A 22983-nucleotide genomic window follows, 5' to 3' on the forward strand; every position below is an offset into this window, starting at 1 on the left:
TTATTTACTCCCTGCTTTTTTCCAGCCGTTGTACGCTGTGCCACCCGCGCTCAGCAGTGAGCTGCCCGCGCTGATGTAGCCAGATGTTGAAGCATTACGGCCGCTTATGCGGTCGGCAGATGCCTGCGCGTTGAGCCGTGCACTCTGGTTCGCACCATTCAGAATGGTCTGGTACGCATCCTGTTCAGCGTCACCCACGATGCCGGACTGGATACGCAATGCGGTACCTTCTCCCGTGTCCACGCCTGACGCAGCCAGCGCTGCATTTGCCTGCGCTGCCTGTGCCCTGCCCGCCTTACGGATGCGATCAGCTTCCACGCGTGCAGCTGCCTGCGCAGCTTCTGCATCGGCTTCCGCCTGCGCTGCCTGATAGTTGGACATTTTCTTTTGCTGCTGACCGCTATAAACCGCACCACCCGCCGCAAGAACGGACGCGCCAATTGCCGCCACCTCTAACCCGGTACACATCGTTACACCTCTTTTGAATAAAGCAGACCGGTACGCGACAGGCCGAGACGTGAATACAAATCACCGGTGCGCTCTTCATGTACGCCCGTGGTGATACCCATATTTATGATCGCGGCGCCGTGCTCTTCCGCCCAGGTGATAAACGCTTTCGCGAGACGCAGACCAGCTGTGCCGCCGCGATGTTGCTGCGCGATAAAAAGCCCATACTCAAACGCCATCAACTGGCGACTGAACCACTGCTCAGCAATACCACCGGCCAGCCAGCCGATTACAGCGCCGTCTTTTTCGGCCACCAGCAGGCAACCTGCAGGGGACGAAATAAGGTTGCGGGCGAGCTCCGCGCACTTTTCTTCATCAAAGGGTGAATTCTGCGAATAGCGGGACTCGATATACATCCGCGCCCCCAGCTCGATCAGCGCCGGGATATCCCCGGCCGTTGCATTACGTACCATGTCAGCCCCCGTTACTGGTAAAAGTGAAAATAATTGCGAGAAGATGGAATGGCAGCGGCTGTCGCTGCTGTATAAGCAGGGTGTCTTCCCCCCGCTCCCAGCCGAGTTTTCCCCAGTAGTGGTCCCCGGTGAAAAGTGGTGCGGGTTGGTTGAGGATTTTTGGGCCGAATCGGCGGAACGGGATGACCTGGCCGTTGCACTCCGCACCAGTTGTTTCGAGAAAACGCATCGTCACTTCGCTGGTGCGCTTCTTCGCGTTCTGTGTCGTACCCTCTGTGGTCTGGACTTCTGGCGAAAGCGTTTCGATCGTACTTTCGAAGTGCAGACCAATTTCCACGCTTTTCGCCGGGCGGGACAGGGTAATTTGACCAGAGGAAACAGTGTACTGCGGCATAACGGCGCCATCGGCCACCACATCAACCGTCTGCCCCTCAAGGTGGGAAAGATTGGTCCATGTCGCAGAACCGGCGGGACTTGTTCCGGTCACAGCGGCATCGGTATAAAGCGTGCTGTCGAATACCTCGACATAGCGTACGGTCTGGCCGTTTATCTCGCGACGGACAATTGCGTAAACCACATCGTCGGTTTCGGACGGAATGGTAGCTACCGACTCAAACGCGCCGGCAGTCACCTGACGGGACCAGGCAATAACGTCCTGAGCGCGATCGATAGCCATGGTGACCGCAACGCCATCCGCTCTGACCATCCAGATAAACGCATCAGGCTGTTGCTGGTATGCCATGTCCAGCACGCCGCCAGAGGTGATGTGCTCGGCCAGCACCGTCATATCGTTGGCGGAATAGGACACAAAGCTGTCGGGATCGTACGCTACTGCGTAGAGCTTACGGCCGGCGCGCTGCACAAACATGATTTCGGTACCAACGCGCACCGGGCGGATCCCGTTGCATCCGTACGGGCTTGGGTTTTTCACCGAAATATTCGTCGGTGTAATGGCCGCATCGTTGCCGGAGGTGATCGTAAACTCGCCGCCGTAGGTCAGAGCGATCAGGGTATTCATCTGCGCCAGATGCACGATCGGGTTGAGCTGGTCAGAAGACAGCGTGAAACTTATCGCGTCATCATCCTCGGTACCAATCTCAAACGACAGGTATACGCCCGTCTCGCTCCACCAGATTGTTTGCGGATACTTCGGCGAACCAGCCAGGACAAGGCGCTGCTGGTACAGCGTAACCGCGCCGGGATAGCCAAACGCATCTGTCCAGACCGTGTCCTCTCGCGTCCACGATCCTGGTGATGCCGCCTGCGTTGCCGTTAAGTCGCTACGGATGGTGCCGACGGCAATCTGCGCACTGGTAATGCTCTTTATCAACACCAGTCCGTCATTGAGGCGGACATACGAGCCCACATCCTGAGCAACCCAGCCCGCGCCGGTGAATGGCGGACTTGGGTTGTCACCCGGATCCGCATCGCTCAGGGTCAGCGTAATTTCCGAACCCACGAACTCTTTGATGGACGGTTTACACCATTTCTGCGGGGTATCGCGCACCTCGTCGAACGGCTCAACGATGAACGGAGCAGGTTCAAGCACCCAGTCGGTCTGACCGCGTCGCTGGAGACGGTGAGGCTTCACAGACTGATGAACCAGAAACATGGTGTCAGCGCCCTGGACATAATTCACGGCGGGCAGCATGTCAGAGGTATAGGGGCTGGCAATTTCGTACGGCGTATTGTCGGCGTTAACCAACTGCTTACCGTTCTGGTAAATTCGCATGTAGCCGTCACCAAATTCCAGCATGTAAGCCTGAGAGCGGTTGAACACGTAGGGAATAAGGCGGGATTTTTTATTGCCGAATTTCGTGGCCGCCGCAAAACGTGTACCTGGTCTGCGGATCACGCCGCCCTGCACTACCACTACGGCATTTTCGATAATCTTCGCGCCGTTGGCATAGCGGGCGATATCAACACGCCCCATCAGACGCGGGGACACCTCACCTGCGGTGAAATTGGTTTTTATGAGGTTCGCGCGCATGTCAGAACCTCGACTCATAAGTTGGATAGCCGCCCAGCTCTTCCGGCGGTTCTTCCTGACCATCGATGGCTTTTGCCTGTTTCAGCAGGAATGACGCCTCCTGCGCCAGGCTATCGCGCAGGCTGGTGGACCCGGTCACTGCATACGCCAGCTTGGACTGCATCGTCATTTCAGCCACATCCACCAGTGCGGCGTCCCATGTAGACTCGTCCTCGTTGCGGAATATGTAACGCAGGCGAATCACATCGACATTAGCCAGCAGTCGACTGCCCTCAATCCGGTAATCAATATCGTCATGTGGTTCACCTACGGACAGGACGCGGATCAGATCACCGGGCAGGGAAAACTGATAACCGTATCCAAAGACGGGCGCAGCACTGACAGGTGAGAGCACAACGCGTTTTATCGCGCAGTTCCACGGGTGAGCACGGAGTAATTTATTGCGGACTGTGGGGTAAAGGTTGGCGCAAAGGCGGGCATGATCCGTGTCTTCGTCGAAATCATTTATCGGGTGAGCACCCAGCGCCAGAAGTGCGTTTGAGCAGATAGAGACACTCGAAGTCATGGCAGAACCTCAGATGAAAAAAGGCCGGGGGTAGTCCCCGGCAAATACACCAGCGGCATTAAGCAACAAAATCGACGGCGACGACTTTTTTCTCGTTGGCACGGCCAGCACCATAAGACGCATCAACAGAGATCTGAATGGTGTTGTTTTTATCGCGACGAGGGCCGATATCGACGTTGTACTCAGCGCCGGTACCGAAATGCACAGCGGATTTACACCACGCAACTGCAGTTTTGGTGGTAACGCCAGTATCGGTTACTGAGTCGAGTTTCTCGTAGGCCAGCCACTTAAAGCCGAGCCAGTTACCAGACACTGCGCCTTCCTGCAGCATTTTCACCGCCATAAAATCGGCAGAAGTAAGCATGGTATCGCTGAGGATCTGAGTCAGCATGTCGGCGTTGTAGGTGATGAACAGCTCTTCACCGTTCTGCTCGTCGCACTCGTTACGGCGGAACATAGCTTTCGCGGCGATCAGCTTGGCTTTGGTCATGCCTGTGCCGCCAGCAATGATTTTCTGCGCAGCTGGAAGCGCCACTGGTGCATATGCCCCAGTGTTTGACGTTTTACGCATAACATCGTCAAGCAATGCACGATAAACAACGTCGTCTTTTTTGCGGTTGGCGGCCGCCAGGGTGAGCTGCAGGTATGGCCCTTGTGGGTCAGCCAGCAGCTTGCGCAGATCACGTTTTTCAACAGGAACAAATACACCGTAGTCCGCCATCAACGCGTTACGGGTGCCAGCTTCTGGCAGGTCCCATACGGTGTCACCGAAACGCGTGGTGATCTGCGTCATTTCGATGGTACCCATATCGTTGATGGTGAACGCTTCGCCGGTGATCGTCCCACGGTCATGTACCGCAGCCTGCAGGCGGGAATCCTTCTGCTGCGCGGCGATTTCGAAAGAATCATGAAACTGCGTGATAAACGCAGCGGTGATCATGTTCTTATTGGCATCAAATGGCATAACAATCACTCCAGAAAATATCGCCTGCTGGGTTGTCGGTTGCCCGGCCCGATTAACACAATGCGTGTGGCGCTTACGCACTGCGGGAAAATTCAGTTATCCGGCGTCCCCACCGGGCTGGTTGTGGAGAGATTGTTAGCGAGGTGTGCGGTCGGAATCCCGACCAAATGAAAAAAGCCAGCGGGTCAGGCTGGCTTTTGATGAGAGATGCGGAGTGTTATTTAACTTCCAGGGCTTTGTCAGACGCCCCAGCATTGCTGATGATCGAAAAGTCGCTGCTTCAGCAGATAACCTTCCAGCATCCAGATCTTATTGACTGCGTTTTCACGGGCAATCTTTCGCCCAATTTCAGGATCGAAGTTTTCCGGGCTGGCGCAGGCGCTTTCTCCTGTGACGGTGAAACCGTTGCGCAGTACCAGTATGCAGAATGTCAGTAGATTAAGGCTTTCATGTACCGGGAATGCAGGTGTATCTCTCAGGTCGGTCACGTGGGTTGCAGCTTATCCAAAAACGCCTTGCTGAGCGGTAAAATACAACTCATGGCTGATGACACTATCAATGTGCTGCGGCGTGACGCGCGGCGCGGTTAAGCCTTTGGCCTGAATTTCCTGCTCAATATCTTTGTCGCTCACTGGTCTTTCCTCTTTTTAAGTTGTCGTGACATGTCACGCTACGGTTTGATCGCCGTAACGCTTCTGGTAATACGCTTTGACTCGTGCAGATACGCGTTCGTGGTCGGCGTGTTTAGGATCCATGTACGCCGGGGATTTCATCAGGTCGCGAATGGTCTGCTGCTCTTCGAGATCCACATCGCCACCCGCAGGCGCGTCTTCCTGCATTTCAGCACCGACTTTAGCCAGCATGCGGATAACCATCGGGTTATTGCCGATCTCGTCAATACGGCCTTTGTCGGCGTCGTCAGCCAGGGAGTTGAACGCGCGGAAAGCCAGTCCTATGTTTTTGTTAAACTCCGCGTCAGTTTTCCACACCTCGCGCAGTTGCGTGCTGGCCGTTTCAGAATCCAGCGCAGCGGCACCGCCCACCAGCTCAGGAGCGCGCTGCGCGTATTCACCTAGGATGAAACTCATCTGGTCATTGGTAATGCCCTTAGCGTGCGCAGACTTCATGAAGCTTTGCATCCGAGGATCGGCTTTGAATTCTTCCCAGTTAAACCCCTCGACCTCTACCTTAGGTGCATACTCATCTGCCGTTTTCGGCGGGGCATCGCCACTACCCATGCGTTTTTCAAGGTGAGTGTAATTTTCCGCCAGTTTGCGGGCAGAGCTTTCAATACTGAGTTTTCCGTCTTCGCCCATAACGCGGAATTTCTCAGGTAGCCAGTCATTAGAACCCTGCTCGCCCGCACCGGTGCTGAGCAGAGAATTACCAGAAGGTTCGCCAGTACCTGGATTATTGCCGTTGCTGCTACCGCCATCGTTATCACCTCCACCGCCAGACTGTTCTGCACCCGGCTCTGCGTTCATGAATAAGTGTTTAAGCTTCCACATCGTCTTCTACTCCATCGGCTCTGTTGATCTGATTGAGAATAAAATCGAGCACGGAACGCTGTCCGGCCCGGTAACAGGTTTCACGGTCACCTTCGGTACCACCTTTCACGTACGCTTCGCGACCGAAGCGCCGCGTTAGTTCTTCCAGCACAGGCGCACCGCCTGGCATTTCTTCAAAAATCCGCTTGTAATCGGCGGGTGTAGCCTCTTTGGTTCTCATTGATTACCTGCCAGTCGTTGCCCTAATGCTGCGCCAGCGGTCTGGCCTGCGGCACTGGCCGCCTCGTTGCCCGCCTGCATAATGAGTTGCTGCTGTGCGACCTGCTGCTGCGCTTTCTGGCGCTGGTCGCGGATATCCGCCACATCGTCAGAAGAGCGCATGACCTTCGCCGGCACGCCCAGCGCTTCGCCGACAACACGGCTGGCTTCGTCGCTGTCCATGTTGTCCCTGATATCGGGGTAGAGCTGGGCCAGTTGCATGATGTTTTGCCCGTAGCGCTCGATTGCTGTCACGTCTTCCAGCTTCTGAGCACGCGCCAGAGGCGAGATATAACGCACGTTGAAATTGGCGTTCTGCAGGCTTTCAGGCGGCGGGGAGAAAACGCCAGCGCGGAAAGCGATACCGAAACAGCGAACCACCAGCAGCTGGAGGTATTCAGCCTGGAAGCGGCCATAGACCGGGCCGAGCAGCTGGCGAATCAGCGCGACGCGCACGTGCACCTCGGTGGCGGTCATGGCTGGCCCGTCCTGCGGCTGCAGCTGGTCAGCCATCATGATTTTGCGGATTGATGCCTGCAGGCGTTCTTCGGCAGTGAATGCCACGCTGAAATCTGAACCAGTCAGCAACGGTTTCATGCTTTCGACGCTGTTCGCCACGATGATGCGACGCGGGCCTACCTTGACCGTGCGCGGATTGAGTACGCCGTCGTCTTCGGCGATCCACATGCCGGAGATAGCCAGGTCCTGCGCGGCCTTCTCCATGCGCTTGGTTTCGTTCAGCTCTTTGCAGTCAGGCAGAGCGTCGTATACCGGGCCGATGCCGTAAGAGCCGCCGGGGATTTTCATCCAGCGCGGGACGCAGCACGGGAATTCGTGATAGCCGGATTCGCGCACAATCTGCTTGTTGCTCACGTCGACGTTGTACGATGCAAAGCGCATGTTTTTCGCCAGGCGGGCATCAACCATGTAGGTTTCGCGCGGGAAAATGCAGTGCAGGAAATCAAATTTATCGTCGGGCTTTTTCTTCGCCGCGTCGCGGATCTTCTCGCTGACCTTGTCCGCGCCGAATTCTTTGATGGCCTGCTCTGCGGTCAGCTGGTAGCGACGGTAGATCGTGTCCACGATGCCGTCTTTGCGGGTGGACGTGACATAGCACTGCGCCAGCGGCCACTGCTGGAAGGTGTAGCCGCCCTCTTCCCGGTCCTCGTCGATGTACAGGACGAACCAGCCAGCGCACACCACGTCGAGATTTGCCTCGTAGCCCTCGGCGTCGAAGTTGGCCGCGTGGATATTTTCCCAGACCAGCGTGGCGCACTCAGACAGCCAGGCTTTGGCATCATCCGGCAGCGATTCGCTGTCGAGGTTCAGCCACTGCGCATTCGCCGGGGTCATGCCGGACATGAGCGCAGAGGCCAGCATGCGGGCACTGTCGGTGGCGGTGCCGTCCAGTAGCTTCGCCACCTTGTGTTTTGCGCTCTGAGCGTCGAGCACTTCGTCAGAGAATCCCGCGCCGCGCAGCGGATAGGTGTAGTCATAGCACTCGCGCCAGACGCTCTCATGCTGCTGGCGGTTGGCTTTAAGCGTGTCGGAACGCTTAATCAGCTTAACGGCGAGTTCATCCATCAGTTACGCCCCCAGAGTGTTTTTCTGTTGCGCTGCCTGCGCGCCAGAGGACAGCAGAGAGCTGCCAGAATCAGCCGCGCCCTCTGCACCACTGGCGAGAAGGGACGAGCCTTTCTTGCGCTTCTTGCGCGCTGCAGCATCTGCGTTTGCCGCTTTTGCCGCTGCGTCGGCAGCTGCATCCGCTTCGGCCTGCGGGTCGGTCTGTACGACCTTAGGTGCTCCATCTCCACACATAGCGATCCCCTCTTAGCCCGGAACGTGCCAGCCGTGCTCAGTCAGAACGGGTTTACCCGTAACCGGCTGGCGCTTGCCCTCGTCGTTCGTCACGTAGCCCAGCGGCGCGGCAGGCTCTGCCGTGGTGGCTTTTTTGACGAGCTGGAGGAATTCGAGATTGTCGGTCAGCTGCTGGTCAGCCAGGTCGGTGTAACCCAGCGTTTCAAAGCGGGCGATGATGGCCGCGCCCTGCTCGTTGATGGTACCCAGCAGAGTATTGCGCTCTGCGAGTGCGGCATCGTCCAGCAGGCTGGCAACGCGCTGCTGGATTACTTCCTGCTCTGCGCGTTGGCCTTCTGCGTTAAGCGCTTGGCTCTCAGTCGCTGTAATCGGGGCGTCAGCAACGGTCTGGTTAACAGGGGTGGAATTAAGCAATTGCCCTTCCGCCACGATATTGGTTGTATCGGTACCAGCAGTTTCCTGCCCCGGTACCTCAACGTTTTTTCTTGGTCGACCCATTTTGGATATCTCCGGATGAATGGTGAGCGGTCATTGTTATTTGCATGCCTGGTCAGTTTCCCGACCAAAACGCGATTTACGGAAGGTGAACCACTGGCGATGCAAAACCGTGGGTAATTTTTTTCTGTCAGAGCTGGTTGCCATGCACCACAACGCGATAAGCGCCTCACCATGACCGTGGCGAGGTTCAGATCCTGACTTCCAGCCCAGAACGGCAGATTTCGAAACACCCAGTTCGTTGGCAATTTCCTGTGTAGTGAGGTTTTTTCTGGTCAGGTCGGTAATGACCCGGAACCAGTCGGTTTTGAAGGTGGCAACCAGAGGCATTGATCACCCCCCAAAACGCGCGCGCGCGCGAGCATAGAGAAGGGAAAAATCGCCCGCCGCTGTGGTGAGAAAAGAAGGGAAACAGAATATTGTTCTTTCCGGACGCTGGGCGCCATTAAACTTATTGGTGTTTTCTGCTGCCTTTAAGAGTGGAATTAAATTCTGCATAATCGTAATTCCCCTACTTCAATGGTCACCTGATCCAGTAACTCAGTCTCGGTACCGTAATTTTTTTCCCATGTTTTCTGGCCTGCGTGGATAGCAACGCCATGCCCGCCGGTTCTGTGGTGAGGTGCGCAGAGAGGCAAGGTTTTTTTGTGGTCTGCACGTTGGGCGATTCCCTTCCCTGTGCGTATGTGATGAATTTCTGCGGGTGATGCGCCGTAGCCAAGATTTCGGCAAACAACGCAGCCCAGAGAGGCAACATCGGCCAGCCAGCGTTTATCGTCGTTAGTCATGGCGATATTTCTTACGCGGCGTAGCTGAATAATTGCGAGGCTGCGTTTTCTGCGGCCTGCTGTGTCGGGAATGTGCGATACAGAATGAAATTCCAGAGCACATCGAGAACGGATTTGTAGAGCTGGGAAAATTCGATATCGTCCATTTTTGCGAACGATATGGATTTTGGCTCTTTGCGGGTGGTGCCGTCAGGCATTTGGTATTCGGTGTAGAAGCCTGCCTGAATAGTTACCCAGGCACGGAACGCCTCAAATGATTTTACCGCACTGATATTTCCGGCGCGTTTTTCCGCTTCGTCGCGGAGATACTGATCGGCCAGTTCCTGGAGGGTTTCTTCACGCCCGGCATAGTGGGCCACCAGCTGCACATACCCACGAACCAGTTTTTTATCGGCCGGGGAAATGGTACCGCCTGTCGGCTGCCAGTAATCAAACCTAAGATTGAGCAACGCAAAAAATTTGCGATGAAATGCCGGATTACGTGCTTGTTTAAAATCGGCATAAAGCACAGCGCCCATGCGACATTTTTTTTCGATAAATTCGCGCGCTTCCGGCGTCGCTGGGATTAATACTCCGCCTGCTGATTTTACAAAAGAATACTGCGCCATTGGTTTCCCCTTTAGCGCAGCAATTGCTCAGAAATACAGGTTATCGGGTGTTCAGTCCGATAGCTTAATTATACCTTACTTTTATCCTTTTCAACAATGGTAAAACCGGACAATTCAGCCAATTCAAACAACGACTTAAGTGTCGCTAGATGCTCATCGTCATGAGCCAATCTGATGGCTGATACCTTGCCATTTCTGAGGGTCACGAGTACGCGTCCGTTATCGGGAAGATGATCCCCAACCTCCGATTTTTCAATCACGCCTCCCCCCCCCAAACAACTGTATAAAATTACAGTATATATACTCCCAAGTGGCAGGAAGTGCAAATCTTTAAGAGCACAAAACGTTAAAAAAATGAAAGATGGCGTTTCCTAGTGCTATGTTTTTAAACAAAAAAACCGCCGTTCCCGGCGGTAGCGTACATTGATTTGCTGACTCATATTGTCAGGGTAAACTTTTTCCATCCAGTGGTTACCCAGCACTGCGAATCACCTGACATGATGCAGCTTTTAACAGGAAGCGTGTCGCCGCACTTAGTGCATTTGCTGGTGCTTATGCGCTTAATGCGATTGCGCATCCGTGCATCATCCTGGCGGATCAGCAGCGCGATATACTCGGTCATGTCGTACGGCGCACGACCAGGGCGCCGGGCGGCGCAGTTGCGCTCTAGCATTTCAAACTCCTGGGTATCGAGTTGCAGCTCCAGTTTTCGGTTACCGGCTTTGGCCTGGCGTGCCCGCTGCGCTTTTTTTCGCTCAGTTGCGGTTTTGGCCATTACGCAGCTTCCTTCTGGCAACATAATTCAGGAAGATTGGCGCGCACTAGCGCCTCGGCAAATGGCGGTGGTACCGCGTTTCCGCAACGTGCGACCTGCTTGTCTTTGGCGTAATTCACGCCTCGGAAATCCTGGTCGATGATGTACCACTCAGGGAAGCCCTGCGCCCGGTATAGCTCATGCGGTTGCAGCATGCGCATGCCAATATCGACTATGCGATAAGCCACCCCATCCAGCGTCACCAGGCCAGTGCTGTCCGGGCCACAGTATTCGCGCAGGAAATCCAGCGCCTGTTGCGCGCGCTTCTCGTCGTACCCGTCCACGGCAAGCAGGGTTTTCACCTCTCCCACATGCGTGCCGCCGGCGGTGACAGTCGGCACTGGTTCGTCGGTGCGCTGTCCGTCACGGCAGGTGCCTCGCAGCTTCACCAGATGAGAGGTTACAGCGGCATGATGATTACCAGTAGTGATCGTATGCGTAGGCTTCACCACTTCCCCGCCCGGATGACCAGTGTTATTAACCATCAGGTGCGCAGCGACAACTGCATGGTGATCAACAGTTGTCACTGAATGCATTGGCTCGTCCATACCAACCCCGGCACCCTGGTAATTCCCGCCATAGTGCTTCACCAGATTCGCGGCTACCAGTCCGAACTTGCCGCCACCGGCGACGACCGTGCCCAGTGGCTTATGCAAACCGGGTACACGGGGCTCCTGCCCAGGGCGTTCGCCATAGCCCATCTGAATGAGCGTGGGCATCACCAGCTGCGATTTACCGCCACCACCAGCAGTGATTGTCGCGCTGGGTTCGTCAGCGCGGTGCCCGATGCTTGCGCCGAACTGACGGGCGATCAGCGGGGCCAGTACCGGAGCAATGACATTGGTCCGATTCTGCGTAAGTAGCGTGAAAAACGGTTTATTAACCGGGCGTGGCTTCATCTGGAATGCAGATCCTCCAGTTCCGGCAAATAGTGGTGCCATCACTGGAGTAGCGATCGCATACCCATGGGTTTTGGTAATGGTTTGCAGCGGCTCCGCCAGCGCCTGCCCGCGGAAGCAGTCGTATTTGCCTTTTGTCGTGGTGTGGTTGCACTTCACGATAAATGGCGTCGGATTGTCCAGGACGAAACGCTGAATTCCCCGTGCGATTCGCTTAAGCGTGTTTTCTGCCAACGGCTTTTTACGGCCAAAAATTGACGGTGCGGCAATCGACCAGTCAATGCATTCTGCAGCTGTTCGCCACGGCGCCAGTTTCCCAGCCTGCACCGCCGGAGATTTCGGGTCTCCGTGGGTGATATCAGGCCAGGTGATCGGCTGTCCGTCCCGGCGCATAACCATGAAAAAGCGTTTTCTGATGGTCGGAGCGCCATAGTCGCACGCGCGCAGCTCGCGATAGTCCACGTCATAACCGAGCCCGGTAACCAGCTGATGCACCTGTTCACTGTCCGGTGACAACTGCAGGAACTCGCAGCACTCCATAAGCGCAGGATGGTCCGCCGGTACGCCAGTGCTCAGCATGCCGATAAACGCTTCGAATGTTTCACCGGTGCGCTCAGGATCCGGGCGCATCTCTCCGGCCAGCAATGGCCCCCACGTTTTAAACTCTTCCACGTTCTCCAGCATCATCACGCGCGGGCTCACATCCAGCGCCCAGCGAATGACGATCCAGGCAAGACCGCGAATTGCTTTCTCAACTGGCTTAGCACCCTTGGCTTTCGAAAAGTGGCGGCAGTCCGGAGAGAACCAGGCGAGGCCTACCGGGCGGCCAGCGGTCGCAATCTTTGGCCTGACCTCGTAGACGGATTCGCAATAGTGCAATGTGTCCGGGTGGTTGGTGGTGTGCATAGCCACTGCATTCGGATCGTGGTTAATAGCAATATCCACGCTCCGGCCGGTAGCCAGTTCGATCCCGGTACTGGCTCCACCGCCGCCGGCAAAGTTATCGACAATAATCTCTCTCACGCGTATTCCTCCATGGCGGCGGCCAGCGAACGGGCAGCAACGATAATCGAAGGTACCGGCATTTTCTCAAGCCACATTCGGTTGATGTGATGTTTCAGGCGGCGCTGGTGGTGTGCCGGGAGAGCCCCGGCGTTTTCAATCTGGGTGTATACCATTCCAACCTCGGCAGGCCATACCGTGTCTGGAATGACCGGGAGTAAAAGGCTCTCTAACTCAATGAGTCTTCGATATACACTTTCCAGCAGAACTTCTCTCATATTTCACCTTCCCTCTGCGCGCGCCAGTAATTTAAGCGCTCTCTAAAAAATTCTCTTTGACTCTCCGGCGTAGCCTCAATCTGCTGAACGACCGCGTGACGTGTGGTTTTCTTCTCATAGAGCTGGCGAACGAGCGCAGCGGCGCGCATGTCGTAATGCTCTTTGAGTTGAAATTCCTGCGGCCATTTGGCGCGATTGAGGGGTAAGCCGGGCGGTAGGTAATCCGATTGCCCGGCCATGCCTTACTCCTTCACGCTTTTCTCTGAATGGGTGTAAAAGCGGGGATCGACACTTTTCAGAGTGAAATGAGTCACCGGCATATCATCGTGACGCTCAATGCCAACATATTTGGACTGAACCATGCGCCAGATACGCTTTTGAAGTTGGCCTGGGGTAATATTGATGTCCGGGTGATATTTTTTGATCGCAGTGAGAATGCCCTGATACGAAAGGGTTTTGCCCTTCATTAGCGCCACCAGCTTTTGTGCTGATAGCTCTCCGGAGGCTTTTTTAGGTGCCGTTTTTGCTTTGCGTGCAATTGGAGTGATCGACTCCAGCAGGAGGCGGCAACGTCCCGGAGCGCCGACGCGCTGCCCGGTGAGCTTGTCGTAGTTTTCATTGCTTCCGGCACTCCAGACGGTGGCAGTTTCGCGGATTTTTACCGTTTTTTCGCCTTTAGCAGTGATAACCGTCGCGGTGTGGGTTTTGAGCCAGCGCCCTGAGGTATTAACGGCTTGCACAGGTGCTTTTTTTGTTTTCGCTACGCGATAAACAGGGTTTACCTGGATCGGGCGGGGTGCCGGAACGTAACAGGCACGGTTTCGGGCACGCGCGCCAGCATTCATGCGCCAGATAATCACAGGGCTCCAGTCACAACCATCGTCTGCACTGGTGGTTTTTGCATACAGTAAATCGGTCATTGGTCTTTCCTCGTTGGTTAATTAGCGCTGGTCAGGCGCGGTTAAAACGGTTCGGTGTTGTATTTGTCGGAATACCGACGCGGTTGTTTTTTGGGTTTGGCTGCCTCCAGTTGAATACGGGTTTTCTCTTTCCCGACATGTTGATCGATTGGTAAGAAATGGCCGTTCTTGAACTCCTGGTAGATCACGGTACCGGCTGCGGCAAAGCGGCACTTACCGAGAATGACCTCAGCCACGCCAGCAGCAGGACTTTCAGGGTTATAAACCTCGTCGCGATACAGAAACAGGATGCTGTCGGCGTCCTGCTCAATGGAGCCGGAATCACGCAGGTCTGACATAACCGGGCGTCGCTGTGCTGCCGGGCGCGCATCAACAGCACGGGAGAGCTGGCTCAGCGCGAAAGTGGGCGTGTGCAGGCGCATAGCCATCGTCTTAAGGTTTCGCGAAATATGCGCGACAGCGAGATCGTTACGCTCTGCCTTTGGTTTTTTTATCAGGCCGAGGTAATCGACCATAATCATCGCTAAATGCGGGTGGCGGCGTTTGTGCGTTTCTGCAATAGCGCGGATCTGTTCGACGGTCAGATCGGTAGCGTCAACAATCCAGATATCACGGTCGTTCAGTGTGGCCATCGCTGATGTCAGGCGCGCCCAGTCCTCGTCATACATGTCCTGAGGATTGCGCAGACGAGATACGGAAAGATTTCCGGCACCAGCCAAGGAACGCTCAACAATCTGCGTAGCCGCCATTTCCATGCTAAAAATCAGCGCGCCGCCGCCTTTGGCTGTTACCCCTTCTACCACGGTGAGCGCGAACTCTGTTTTACCCATGCCCGGGCGGCCAGCAACGACGATAAGATCCTGCGGGTTAATACCTCCAGTGGCGCTATCGAGATCCGAAATACCCGTGAGCAAATTGCGGGTCGACTCATCGCCATCCATGCGTTTCTGCACGGTATCCATGTAAACAGGCAAAAGCTCGTTGATATGTACCGGCTGGATGTCGCCCGTGTCAGCAGTCATATCCAGCAGCTGCGCGACGGCGTTCTCGACTACCTGATCGCGTTGTTCCTGGTTTGCTGCCTGCCGGATGCCGTCGGCCCCCTCCTGCAGCAGTTTCGCCAGCGCCCGGCTGCGCCACGCTTTGACCATCTTCCCTGCATACCCTTTCAGGTTCGGTACCGTGGCTGGGATGCGGGAAATATCTGACAAATCGGCCAGGCTTGAACCACCAAGAGCCTCGCTGATGAAAAGCATATCGATCATGCCGTTCGCCAGGGCTTGTTTTTTTATTTCGCTGAAAGCGCGGCGATGGAATCCGATACTGAATGATTCCTCCGGCGTGCTGGCGATCACATCGAATGCGTCTGGCGTTGCACCGCCATTCAGCAGGCCAGCCAGCACACAGGCTTCAAGGTCCTGAGGACTCACAGTGCACCTTCCCTTGTCTTACGCAGTGTTTCCGGTTTCATCAGGTAATCAAAACTGGCACGCCAGCCGTCGCGGTGCTCGCCACCGAAGTAAAAATCTGGTGCTGTATTGCGGAATTTTTCCAGGTAGCCCAGAAACGCCCCAGTGGTTTTATTCATCATGTGAGCCGCAAGGCGCGTAATTTTCTGGCGGCGATCAGCGTCAAGGGTCGCGGCTGGCAGCACATCGGCGAAAATCTCGTTGTAACCATCGATAACAGCTACCGGATCAATACTGGCCTCGGTAGTGGCCCATGCCTCAGCGTCAGCGAGATAGCCATCGAACCGGCTAACCCGGCAGATATTTGCTGGTTTTGGTGCACCAGCACCACGGCGCCGCCAGGTAGCCAGAACCCAGCGGATAACCAACTGCAGTTCGGACAGGGTGTACCCTTCGCGCGTTTTGGTCGGTGTCAGCATGAGCACAAACGGCTTAACGTCACGGCAACGGGTACCGGTGCAGTCGTTATAAAACTCGAGGGCTTTTTTCGCGTCAGCGAGAATAATTTCCTCACCCTCCCCCATTTGGGGGTTAGGGGGATCTAGATCTTTATTCTCTGTTGTATTCTCTGTAGGAGATCGGGTCATTTTGACCTGTGGGGACTGGTCATTTTGACCTGATGCTTTGGTCATTTTGCGCTCTTCGATTTGGTCATTTTGACCTAATCGATTGGTCACTGTTTTTACGGGGCCAGAAAGCTTGTCGAGATTATCGTAATTTATTGAATACCATTTTGTTTTATCCCAGGCATCACTATTGAAATCACCTATATCAACCAGCCCCAGCTTTTCGAGTTTTGCCAGTGCGCGTTTTGTTGTCGATTCGCTCCAGAATGGGAACTGGGTTTGCCACTCAGAGACGCTGTTGTATACCCAGTAACGCCCCTCAAAGAAATTCTTGGAGGAGTTCATCCAGTAGTGGATTTGCTGCAATACCAGAGCTTCGTTAAGCCCTATTTCGCATGCTAAAGATGGAAGCACCAGCAAAGGTTGCTCATTGATAAGTAAACGGCTCATGATCAAATCCCCAGCATTTCGGCGATTTGACGGCATGCCGCCTGATATTCCTCAGGTGACAATTCCATTTCGCGGAGTTCTTCTTTCAGTTTTTCATACTGCGCCCAGATAGATAACGCAGCTACGCGGCGACCTTCAAAAATATCTTCGATGTCTTCCATGACGGCCGGTACGCCATTTAAACGAAAGCCGTTCCGCCAGGTAATGCGGTCAATTGAATTCAGCATGTTGGTCTTTCCTCGGTACAGTTAAACGCTGGTCAGGCGCTGTGTTTCCTGGATGGCTTGCAATGCCTGGGCTATCCTCTGCGGTCTATCCCTGGCATCCAGCAGTAACGCGATGATCGCCGCTGCAAACTCGCGTATCGCTACGCATATCAGATGCTGAGTGGTCATTCCCAGCTGCGCGTATCGTTCTGCAGGCAGCGCCGCTTCCATCGCCTTAGCCAGCGCTCTTGTTTTGGCTCTTGCCGCTTTGGTGTCGCCACGTAACCAGCGAAAAATTTGCTGGCGATTGTTGTTTATGGCCCGCCAGTCGGCGTTACCCATTGGATCTTCCATCTGGTGAAGCTTTACCGTGCTGGTGTTACCACCCATTCGGAACCACATGCGCGTAATTTCGATGGCAACATATTCCTGCCCGCGCTCTACGGCCCAGTTGAAGATCTCCCGTTTCAGTTCTTCGAGGTTTTCCACTTCCTTCGCGTCTCCTGTCGCTGAAACCTGATTAGGCTTAATCAGATTTATTGGTTGCTGGTTGTTAAGCTGCTGCCCTGTCTGGAATCCCGTCTGTTGGGTTCGGATATAAATCAGGACGCAGATCATGCGGTGTTACCTGGAATTCAGTTGCGGCAGCCCATTTCAGCGCTGTGGCTGCGCCAAGTAGACACTCTCCGGAGGCGACACGGCTGACATACCCTTGGGTCTGTCCTACGAGTTCGGCGAAAGCCAGTTGCCTTACACCGGATGTTTTTAAGTAAGTTTTTAGCTTCATACGTACATCCTCAGTTGTTGATTAAATTGAATATTAATAACGTTAATATTTTTAGTCAATATCAATGCCCTTAGAACTTGATTAATTTTGCGAATAATATGCGCTCATGAGAAAGAAAACCCTTGATGCAGCTGAAACTGACGCAGCTAAACGTCTCCGTGAGATATGGAACGCAAAAAAAGTAACTTTGCGCCTCACTCAGGAAAAGGCGGCGGAGGCCCTTGGTTTCAGCACGCAGGCTTCGGTAAGCCATTACCTTAACGGTACGACCCCATTAAACACGGACGCCACCCTCAAATTTGCGTCTTTGCTGGGAGTTCAGCCTGAAGCTATTCGACCTGATCTGGCCGAGATGATGAACTATGTGCGTAAGTCAGGGGATTATATTGAGGACAGAACCGGGCCAGGCTGGAAGCTCCTCAGCCCGGAACATGTGGAACTGATAACACTGTATGACAGACTTCCGCAAAGTGAAAAAGAAAGGCATTTATCTGATTTAAAAGAAAAAATACAAGATTTTGACAAGCTTTTCGAAGAACTTTTAGCCGCCAGAAAACAATAGTTCCACCAGAACCCCGCATAAAAACCCGGCCACCGTGCCGGGATTTTTTTATCTCTAATTATCAATGCCATACAAAAAATATTGCCAAAATTAATATATTGATATTGACCATTTATATTAACGTTAATAATATCCATCACATCAACGACGCACTGCCCACGCGGCAGTTGTTCAGAAAAACGTTCTGACAGTCTGGAAAGACAGACACCAAATTCGCGGGTCGCCGCCAGTACGATGACATGCGGGAAAGACCGTAACGAATCCAAAATTGCTGTGTGTAGTCTTTGCCTCGTCTCCATGAGGGGCACTTTTTTTCACGGCAATGAATACGAGGAAAGACCAACGGGCATGACCAGCCCTGACAGCCCGGAAAGACGGGCAACAGATGTAAAAAAACCCACCGAGGTGGGCTTCTTTACCCGGGACAGTGACCAAACCGCCCGGAGGTGGTACAGGGGACCAACCCCGTACCGAGGAAAGACCAACGACATGAGCCGCTGATCGGCTCGAATTATACATCAGTAAGGAGCCGCTATGGAAGCGCTACCCCTACAGGTAACACTGTACATCCACGTATCTGCCAATCCCCACGTCCCTGCACTCTATCTGGTTCATACCTGTGACATGTCACAGAACTATCCAGATCTTTACGTGCTGCTGGAAACGCGCACTGTTTGCCTTGAGATAAACCAGCCGGAACCGATCGATATCATCGGTAAACAAGTCGAACGCCTCCAGAAAGAAAAGGCGTCGATTGTCGATCAGGCTCACCAGCGTGTCGCCTTCATTGAAGACAAGATCCAGCAGTTGCTGTGCATCGACCATTCAACAATCCAGGAAAGTGATATCCCGTTCTGATAACGGCGCCTGACCCGCGCCAGTAACCGAAGAGGAAAGACCAAGTGACAATCTCAATTTACAACTGCCTGTTTAAGCCGAAAAAATCGGCCATCAAAGATGGTGCCGTTGCGTTGGCGATCAGCGTGGAAGCACCCAACAAAAAAATCGCAGAAAGCATCGTGACGGGTAAGCTCTGGGAGCACTATCCGGCGAACGGCGATAACTTCTTTAAACCTGAAATATGGGAAAACACAGCTGATCAGCCTCACCCTGAGATCGGCAAGTTTGACGAGCACTTTGCTAAATCCCATACGTTCGATGGCGAAAAATGGATGGTAAATGTCGAACCAACTGGCGGGATGAGCCACCTTCCTGACAATGATGAAAAATTAGACTTTATGACTATTTCACCGCGCGAACGCTTCGCAACGGTGGTGTTATTTGGCCTTGCCCAGCTGGATGGGGAAATTTATTCTCAGGTTTGTGACTATCTTGATAATCTCGAAAACACCAGGCAGTACGGCGACGAGGAGGATGATCGCTTAAATCGTTACATCATTAATGCGATGGAAGCGCATCCGCCTGTTCACTACATGCACCAGGAGGGGCTTAATAATCTCCTGCAGGCAATTTATGTGAAGTTTGAGAACCAGTTACCCGGCGGCGCCGCGCTTTACTCGTTTATTAAAAAATGGACTGACAACCCTGGCAAACGTGAAGAAATGCTGCCTCAGAACAGCACCAGCACCAGCACCAGCACCAGCACGGAAGATAATACCCACGCTCAGGTTGCACCACAGCGAGGTTACAAACACACATATGCCACTCTGGATCAGGAGATCGCTCTCGCACTGTTGCCAATAGAGCCAGCGACCACTGTATCTGTCAGCGCTCTGCGCCAGGCGGAACGTATCATTGAAGAAGACCGGGAAGACTTTAAGCTCTGGTCTATGGCGCTGCGCACTACTGAGCAGATCCTCAAATATTCCCGCGACACTATTTTTGGCGTTATCCAGAATGTGCCAGCGAAAGATACGCATCACTTTCCCGATTCATTACGCCGCTTTATCGACAGTTGGCTTGCCGAAAATGGCGTGTTTGAACAGGATTCAACTGATTCGGATGCAACCAATAAATCACTGGCAGCCGGGCGTGGAGAATATGTCGAAGGTATAAGCGACCCCACCGATCCCAAGTGGGTAAAAACAGAAACTCAGACCACAGCGCAGAACGCCTCAAATGAGGCGGAAAAAGTGGAAGCGGTTACTGATTCACAGGCAGAAGCCGCGCGTGAAACGCTCAATAAAATGGGCTACAGCGTTTACGCCAGTGAATCAGATAAGGAGCTGGACAGCAGCGATCAAGATAAAGTCGCGGAGCAACCAGAGGCCCATCAGGTGCAAGATGAGCCACGCCCTAACGTTAATGACGTTGAAAAGAGCCTCTCCGAACGCACCGGCACAGAACTGGAAAACCTTGCTCTCTGGAAACGCGTTTTCAAAACCGATGAGCGTTTTACCAAGCAGTTCAGTGTTAACGGTGGCGGCACATCGATCAACGGCACATACATGACGATGCTGGCCACCCGGGAATTCGGCCCGAAAGGTATTGGCTGGGGCGTTGATATCCTTGAGGAGCGTTTTGATGATGGCGCACCAATAACCCGCATCGTAAAAGGCCCGGACGGGAATAATACATGGGAACTTATTCCAAACGGTGACGGTGGATATCTAACAGAAAAACACCACGTCATTAAGATTCGCCTCTGGTATGTGCGTAACGGTGAACGCGGAGAAGAGATCTCTTTCGGCTGTACGCAGTATATCTACGGGAGTAAACACGGCCCAATTTGCGACGGCGAAGCGACTAAAAAATCACTTACCGATGCGACCAAAAAGGCGCTCTCTTCCCTCGGTTTCAGCGCCGATATCTTTATGGGTCTCTATGACAACCCTGAATATCGGCAGAAAAACAAAGAAGAATTCGCCCTTAAAAATGCCAGCGATAACGCAGAAGATGCTGCACGTCTGCGTCAGGAGCTGGACGACAAACTCACACGGGTGGCAAACACGCTGGCAACTGGTGTCTCTGCCAACGAAGTTACAAAAGTATTCGCATCTATCGCCCGTGAAGTGGAGGTGCACCGTAAAGATGCTGAGGCTAAAGGCGACAGCCAGCATGCTAATTACCTGAGTAAACGCCTGCGTCGCCTGACTACCATCAAAGACGAACGTCTGAAAGAACTGAACAAAGCCCAGGAGAAAACAGTATGAGCAAGGTAACCGCAATCGCATTGGCAAATGATTACTCCAGCCTATTAAACCTGCTGGAAACCTCTGACGAGTTGACGCCGGAAATGATCGCCGACACCCTGGAAGGGATTGAAGGTGAGCTGGCCGATCGCCTGGATGCAGTTATGGTGGTGGCGCGTAATAACCTGGGCAACGCGAAAACCTGTGACGAAGAGATGAAGCGTCTGGCTGAGCGCAAAAAGTCTTTCGAAAATAAAGACAAGCACCTCCGCAAGTACATTCTGTCATGTCTGTTAGGTGCTGGTCTGGATAAGCTGAAAACCCCCAGAAACACCTTTACCGCTCGCCAGGGTACTGTAACCGTGGTGGTCGATAATGTTGAAGCGTTACCTGACGAAGTGGTCACAGTTCAGACGGTAATCGCCCCTGACAAGAAGGCCATCAAAGAAAGGATAGAGGCAGCCGAGGCCGCAGCGGAACAGATCAAAGCCGATGGTGGTGAGGTACCTGAAGAGTTACTTAATCCGGTACCGGGTGCGCATCTGGAAGTCGGCGAACGTTCATTACAGGTGCGCTAATCATGCTGAAACTGACTCTCAAAAGAGGTGATGCGGTACACGTGGTGTTTCCTGATGGAACAAACGGGATCATCGAAGCACGTAGCCGCAGTGAGTTGGGGTTACATCTTCCGGAGAACGTCAAGGTTACACGCGAGAAAGGCGCGTTTCTGAAAGATAACCTGATTAAGCGTAATCAGAATTAATCCCTTTAAGCCGATAGCATTGTGGCCTCAAACACTTAATGGAGGCCGCAATGCTGCACTGGCAACCCGGAGCAATCCTGCTCTCAGACTTTGATACCAAGATCGGAAAATTATCAGCGAGTGTACGAAAGAAGACCCTGACCAGGTCAGACATAGAACGCGCCTGTAGTGACGCTGACGATGCGATATACCGCATGCTGAGGAAAGACCATGAGACACGATCACGACATCATCACCAGAGAAGAGATGATAGAACTGACGGGGACGCCACTTAAATCAAAACAGTGTGATGCTCTGCGTCGAGCCGGGATATTCTTTATGGAAAGAGCGGACGGCCACCCTAAAACAACATGGGGGCATTTCATGAACCCCATAAAATACCGCAACCAGGAAACCTCCCCGGTACGCGAGGATGAAGAACCAGATTTCGGAGCCGTATTTAATGGCCGGAAAGCGTAAAAACCCCGCCGACAGCTGGATGCCACCGCGTGTATATCGCGGCAAAGCAGCTTATGAATTTCGGACCAAAGATAACAAAGCCGTTCGCCTGTGTGCCCTTAACGAAACACAGGCATCGGTCTGGCTGGCGTATGAAAAAGCTGTGGGCGAAGAAGTGAGGAAAAATACATTCCAGAATCTCGCAGATATGTTTATGACATCGCCTGACTTTATGGATTTGTCACCGGAAACCAGAAAAGATTACACGAAATATTCGGTTAAGGTGTTACCTGTTTTCGGTAAAACTGACCCCAACAAAATAAAACCTGAGCATATCCGGCGCTATATGGATCAGCGCGGCATATCAAGCCGAACGCAGGCGAACAGGGAAAAGAGTTTCCTTTCGCGGGTATTTCGTTGGGGCTACGAGCGTGGATATGTGGAAAGAAATCCATGTCAGGGGGTTAAGCAGTTCAAGGAGGTATCACGAGAGCGCTATGTGACGAATGAAGAATACAACGCCGTATATGAGGTGGGGGCTGATGTGGTCCGTGCAGCAATGGAGATCGCTTATTTATGCGTTGCCAGGCAGAGCGATGTCCTGTCTTTAAGTGAAGAGCAGATCAGCGACATGGGGATATTTATCCGCCAGGGTAAAACTGGCGTGAAGCAGATTAAGGCATGGACACCTCGTTTACGTGCAGCGGTTTCGCTGGCGCGCACCCTGCCGCTAAAACCTGGCATAAGGAGCCTGTTTCTTATCCATCAAGGCTTTGTTGAATAAATCAGATTTCGGGTAAGTCTCCCCCGTAGCGGGTTGTGT

At 53.6% G+C, this 22983-nt stretch carries 30 protein-coding genes and 2 pseudogenes; 7 read left to right on the top strand and 25 right to left on the bottom strand.

Annotation, left to right across the window (positions count from 1 at the left end; translation table 11 throughout):
* The 25 genes and pseudogenes from HX884_RS13050 to HX884_RS13170 form a co-directional block, all read right to left on the bottom strand.
* Complete coding sequence (locus HX884_RS13050) at positions 1–468, bottom strand: hypothetical protein (RefSeq protein WP_017384448.1); 468 nt, start codon at positions 466–468, stop codon at positions 1–3.
* Between the two features lie 2 nt (positions 469–470).
* Complete coding sequence (locus HX884_RS13055) at positions 471–920, bottom strand: GNAT family N-acetyltransferase (RefSeq protein ID WP_178328298.1); 450 nt, start codon at positions 918–920, stop codon at positions 471–473.
* Between the two features lies 1 nt (position 921).
* Positions 922–2910 carry a hypothetical protein gene (locus HX884_RS13060; protein ID WP_104557219.1) on the bottom strand — a complete coding sequence of 663 codons (1989 nt, stop codon included), beginning with the start codon at positions 2908–2910 and terminating at the stop codon, positions 922–924.
* Between the two features lies 1 nt (position 2911).
* Positions 2912–3475, bottom strand: coding sequence for a hypothetical protein (locus HX884_RS13065; RefSeq protein ID WP_063623730.1), 564 nt, complete (start codon positions 3473–3475; stop codon positions 2912–2914).
* Between the two features lie 58 nt (positions 3476–3533).
* A complete protein-coding gene (locus HX884_RS13070) occupies positions 3534–4439 on the bottom strand; it encodes a phage capsid protein (RefSeq protein WP_104557220.1) in 906 nt (301 codons plus the stop codon).
* 239 nt (positions 4440–4678) lie between these two features.
* Positions 4679–5071: pseudogene (locus HX884_RS13075) on the bottom strand (Gp49 family protein).
* A gap of 33 nt (positions 5072–5104) precedes the next feature.
* Positions 5105–5947, bottom strand: coding sequence for a hypothetical protein (locus tag HX884_RS13080; RefSeq protein WP_104557222.1), 843 nt, complete (start codon positions 5945–5947; stop codon positions 5105–5107).
* Positions 5934–6167 carry a hypothetical protein gene (locus HX884_RS13085; RefSeq protein ID WP_104557223.1) on the bottom strand — a complete coding sequence of 78 codons (234 nt, stop codon included), beginning with the start codon at positions 6165–6167 and terminating at the stop codon, positions 5934–5936. The genes HX884_RS13080 and HX884_RS13085 overlap by 14 nt, the downstream gene beginning before the upstream one ends.
* Complete coding sequence (locus HX884_RS13090; RefSeq protein WP_104557224.1) at positions 6164–7789, bottom strand: portal protein; 1626 nt, start codon at positions 7787–7789, stop codon at positions 6164–6166. The genes HX884_RS13085 and HX884_RS13090 overlap by 4 nt, the downstream gene beginning before the upstream one ends.
* Positions 7790–7792: 3 nt before the next feature.
* Positions 7793–8023, bottom strand: coding sequence for a hypothetical protein (locus HX884_RS13095; protein ID WP_104557225.1), 231 nt, complete (start codon positions 8021–8023; stop codon positions 7793–7795).
* A 12-nt stretch (positions 8024–8035) separates the two neighbouring features.
* Entirely contained in the window at positions 8036–8521 is a 486-nt protein-coding gene (locus HX884_RS13100; RefSeq protein ID WP_104557226.1) for a hypothetical protein, read from the bottom strand.
* A gap of 36 nt (positions 8522–8557) precedes the next feature.
* Positions 8558–8848, bottom strand: coding sequence for a hypothetical protein (locus HX884_RS13105; RefSeq protein ID WP_017384458.1), 291 nt, complete (start codon positions 8846–8848; stop codon positions 8558–8560).
* Positions 8849–9003: 155 nt separating this feature from the next.
* Entirely contained in the window at positions 9004–9306 is a 303-nt protein-coding gene (locus HX884_RS13110; protein WP_178328299.1) for a Ref family recombination enhancement nuclease, read from the bottom strand.
* An 11-nt stretch (positions 9307–9317) separates the two neighbouring features.
* Positions 9318–9914, bottom strand: a complete 597-nt coding sequence (locus HX884_RS13115) for a DUF1367 family protein (RefSeq protein ID WP_178328300.1) — start codon at positions 9912–9914, stop codon at positions 9318–9320.
* Positions 9915–9982: 68 nt separating this feature from the next.
* Positions 9983–10174 carry a hypothetical protein gene (locus HX884_RS13120; RefSeq protein WP_078309719.1) on the bottom strand — a complete coding sequence of 64 codons (192 nt, stop codon included), beginning with the start codon at positions 10172–10174 and terminating at the stop codon, positions 9983–9985.
* Between the two features lie 176 nt (positions 10175–10350).
* On the bottom strand, positions 10351–10689 hold the full coding sequence (locus HX884_RS13125; protein WP_178328301.1) for a hypothetical protein: 339 nt from the start codon (positions 10687–10689) through the stop codon (positions 10351–10353).
* Positions 10689–12650, bottom strand: coding sequence for a DNA cytosine methyltransferase (locus HX884_RS13130; protein ID WP_309138876.1), 1962 nt, complete (start codon positions 12648–12650; stop codon positions 10689–10691). The genes HX884_RS13125 and HX884_RS13130 overlap by 1 nt, the downstream gene beginning before the upstream one ends.
* Entirely contained in the window at positions 12647–12907 is a 261-nt protein-coding gene (locus HX884_RS13135; protein WP_178328302.1) for a hypothetical protein, read from the bottom strand. The genes HX884_RS13130 and HX884_RS13135 overlap by 4 nt, the downstream gene beginning before the upstream one ends.
* Positions 12904–13146, bottom strand: a complete 243-nt coding sequence (locus tag HX884_RS13140) for a hypothetical protein (protein ID WP_178328303.1) — start codon at positions 13144–13146, stop codon at positions 12904–12906. Before HX884_RS13140 ends, HX884_RS13135 begins: the two co-directional genes overlap by 4 nt.
* 3 nt (positions 13147–13149) lie before the next feature.
* On the bottom strand, positions 13150–13827 hold the full coding sequence (locus tag HX884_RS13145) for a hypothetical protein (RefSeq protein ID WP_178328304.1): 678 nt from the start codon (positions 13825–13827) through the stop codon (positions 13150–13152).
* A 41-nt stretch (positions 13828–13868) separates the two neighbouring features.
* Entirely contained in the window at positions 13869–15257 is a 1389-nt protein-coding gene (locus HX884_RS13150) for a replicative DNA helicase (RefSeq protein ID WP_065420221.1), read from the bottom strand.
* The gene (locus HX884_RS13155) at positions 15254–16312 is read right to left on the bottom strand and encodes a replication protein RepO (protein ID WP_104557232.1); all 1059 of its coding nucleotides are present in this window, start codon (positions 16310–16312) and stop codon (positions 15254–15256) included. The genes HX884_RS13150 and HX884_RS13155 overlap by 4 nt, the downstream gene beginning before the upstream one ends.
* A gap of 2 nt (positions 16313–16314) precedes the next feature.
* Entirely contained in the window at positions 16315–16539 is a 225-nt protein-coding gene (locus HX884_RS13160; RefSeq protein ID WP_104557233.1) for a hypothetical protein, read from the bottom strand.
* 21 nt (positions 16540–16560) lie between these two features.
* Positions 16561–17007, bottom strand: coding sequence for a toxin YdaT family protein (locus HX884_RS13165; RefSeq protein ID WP_178328305.1), 447 nt, complete (start codon positions 17005–17007; stop codon positions 16561–16563).
* A 64-nt stretch (positions 17008–17071) separates the two neighbouring features.
* Entirely contained in the window at positions 17072–17305 is a 234-nt protein-coding gene (locus HX884_RS13170; RefSeq protein ID WP_151347986.1) for a YdaS family helix-turn-helix protein, read from the bottom strand.
* A 106-nt stretch (positions 17306–17411) separates the two neighbouring features.
* On the opposite strand from HX884_RS13170, the gene HX884_RS13175 reads away from it, so the two are divergent.
* The 7 genes and pseudogenes from HX884_RS13175 to HX884_RS13205 form a co-directional block, all read left to right on the top strand.
* A complete protein-coding gene (locus tag HX884_RS13175; protein ID WP_178328306.1) occupies positions 17412–17867 on the top strand; it encodes a helix-turn-helix domain-containing protein in 456 nt (151 codons plus the stop codon).
* A 534-nt stretch (positions 17868–18401) separates the two neighbouring features.
* Entirely contained in the window at positions 18402–18725 is a 324-nt protein-coding gene (locus tag HX884_RS13180) for a hypothetical protein (RefSeq protein WP_032654104.1), read from the top strand.
* A gap of 50 nt (positions 18726–18775) precedes the next feature.
* Entirely contained in the window at positions 18776–20980 is a 2205-nt protein-coding gene (locus HX884_RS13185) for a hypothetical protein (RefSeq protein WP_178328309.1), read from the top strand.
* On the top strand, positions 20977–21537 hold the full coding sequence (locus HX884_RS13190) for a siphovirus Gp157 family protein (RefSeq protein WP_102751887.1): 561 nt from the start codon (positions 20977–20979) through the stop codon (positions 21535–21537). Before HX884_RS13185 ends, HX884_RS13190 begins: the two co-directional genes overlap by 4 nt.
* A gap of 2 nt (positions 21538–21539) precedes the next feature.
* Positions 21540–21722, top strand: a complete 183-nt coding sequence (locus HX884_RS13195; protein ID WP_017384474.1) for a hypothetical protein — start codon at positions 21540–21542, stop codon at positions 21720–21722.
* Between the two features lie 210 nt (positions 21723–21932).
* Positions 21933–22181: a DUF4224 domain-containing protein gene (locus HX884_RS13200; protein ID WP_096896929.1), complete on the top strand. Its 249-nt coding sequence runs from the start codon at positions 21933–21935 to the stop codon at positions 22179–22181.
* Positions 22165–22929, top strand: a pseudogene (locus HX884_RS13205) (integrase); the annotation flags it as partial. The gene HX884_RS13200 and the pseudogene HX884_RS13205, both read left to right, overlap by 17 nt.
* Between the last annotated feature and the right edge of the window lie 54 nt (positions 22930–22983).

The organism is Enterobacter sp. SECR19-1250 (assembly GCF_013391025.1).
Classification (GTDB): domain Bacteria; phylum Pseudomonadota; class Gammaproteobacteria; order Enterobacterales; family Enterobacteriaceae; genus Enterobacter; species Enterobacter cloacae.

Excerpts from the sequence above, each read along its gene's own strand:
- HX884_RS13100 (WP_104557226.1), bottom strand. The coding sequence starts at position 8,521 with ATGGGTCGACCAAGAAAAAACGTTGAGGTACCGGGGCAGGAAACTGCT.
- HX884_RS13070 (WP_104557220.1), bottom strand. The coding sequence starts at position 4,439 with ATGCCATTTGATGCCAATAAGAACATGATCACCGCTGCGTTTATCACG.
- HX884_RS13135 (WP_178328302.1), bottom strand. The coding sequence starts at position 12,907 with ATGAGAGAAGTTCTGCTGGAAAGTGTATATCGAAGACTCATTGAGTTA.
- HX884_RS13115 (WP_178328300.1), bottom strand. The coding sequence starts at position 9,914 with ATGGCGCAGTATTCTTTTGTAAAATCAGCAGGCGGAGTATTAATCCCA.
- HX884_RS13060 (WP_104557219.1), bottom strand. The coding sequence starts at position 2,910 with ATGCGCGCGAACCTCATAAAAACCAATTTCACCGCAGGTGAGGTGTCC.
- HX884_RS13155 (WP_104557232.1), bottom strand. The coding sequence starts at position 16,312 with ATGAGCCGTTTACTTATCAATGAGCAACCTTTGCTGGTGCTTCCATCT.
- HX884_RS13145 (WP_178328304.1), bottom strand. The coding sequence starts at position 13,827 with ATGACCGATTTACTGTATGCAAAAACCACCAGTGCAGACGATGGTTGT.
- HX884_RS13140 (WP_178328303.1), bottom strand. The coding sequence starts at position 13,146 with ATGGCCGGGCAATCGGATTACCTACCGCCCGGCTTACCCCTCAATCGC.
- HX884_RS13190 (WP_102751887.1), top strand. The coding sequence starts at position 20,977 with ATGAGCAAGGTAACCGCAATCGCATTGGCAAATGATTACTCCAGCCTA.
- HX884_RS13105 (WP_017384458.1), bottom strand. The coding sequence starts at position 8,848 with ATGCCTCTGGTTGCCACCTTCAAAACCGACTGGTTCCGGGTCATTACC.
- HX884_RS13195 (WP_017384474.1), top strand. The coding sequence starts at position 21,540 with ATGCTGAAACTGACTCTCAAAAGAGGTGATGCGGTACACGTGGTGTTT.
- HX884_RS13160 (WP_104557233.1), bottom strand. The coding sequence starts at position 16,539 with ATGCTGAATTCAATTGACCGCATTACCTGGCGGAACGGCTTTCGTTTA.
- HX884_RS13095 (WP_104557225.1), bottom strand. The coding sequence starts at position 8,023 with ATGTGTGGAGATGGAGCACCTAAGGTCGTACAGACCGACCCGCAGGCC.
- HX884_RS13125 (WP_178328301.1), bottom strand. The coding sequence starts at position 10,689 with ATGGCCAAAACCGCAACTGAGCGAAAAAAAGCGCAGCGGGCACGCCAG.
- HX884_RS13200 (WP_096896929.1), top strand. The coding sequence starts at position 21,933 with ATGAGACACGATCACGACATCATCACCAGAGAAGAGATGATAGAACTG.
- HX884_RS13055 (WP_178328298.1), bottom strand. The coding sequence starts at position 920 with ATGGTACGTAATGCAACGGCCGGGGATATCCCGGCGCTGATCGAGCTG.
- HX884_RS13110 (WP_178328299.1), bottom strand. The coding sequence starts at position 9,306 with ATGACTAACGACGATAAACGCTGGCTGGCCGATGTTGCCTCTCTGGGC.
- HX884_RS13080 (WP_104557222.1), bottom strand. The coding sequence starts at position 5,947 with ATGTGGAAGCTTAAACACTTATTCATGAACGCAGAGCCGGGTGCAGAA.
- HX884_RS13170 (WP_151347986.1), bottom strand. The coding sequence starts at position 17,305 with ATGAAGCTAAAAACTTACTTAAAAACATCCGGTGTAAGGCAACTGGCT.
- HX884_RS13175 (WP_178328306.1), top strand. The coding sequence starts at position 17,412 with ATGAGAAAGAAAACCCTTGATGCAGCTGAAACTGACGCAGCTAAACGT.
- HX884_RS13065 (WP_063623730.1), bottom strand. The coding sequence starts at position 3,475 with ATGACTTCGAGTGTCTCTATCTGCTCAAACGCACTTCTGGCGCTGGGT.
- HX884_RS13085 (WP_104557223.1), bottom strand. The coding sequence starts at position 6,167 with ATGAGAACCAAAGAGGCTACACCCGCCGATTACAAGCGGATTTTTGAA.
- HX884_RS13180 (WP_032654104.1), top strand. The coding sequence starts at position 18,402 with ATGGAAGCGCTACCCCTACAGGTAACACTGTACATCCACGTATCTGCC.
- HX884_RS13090 (WP_104557224.1), bottom strand. The coding sequence starts at position 7,789 with ATGGATGAACTCGCCGTTAAGCTGATTAAGCGTTCCGACACGCTTAAA.
- HX884_RS13050 (WP_017384448.1), bottom strand. The coding sequence starts at position 468 with ATGTGTACCGGGTTAGAGGTGGCGGCAATTGGCGCGTCCGTTCTTGCG.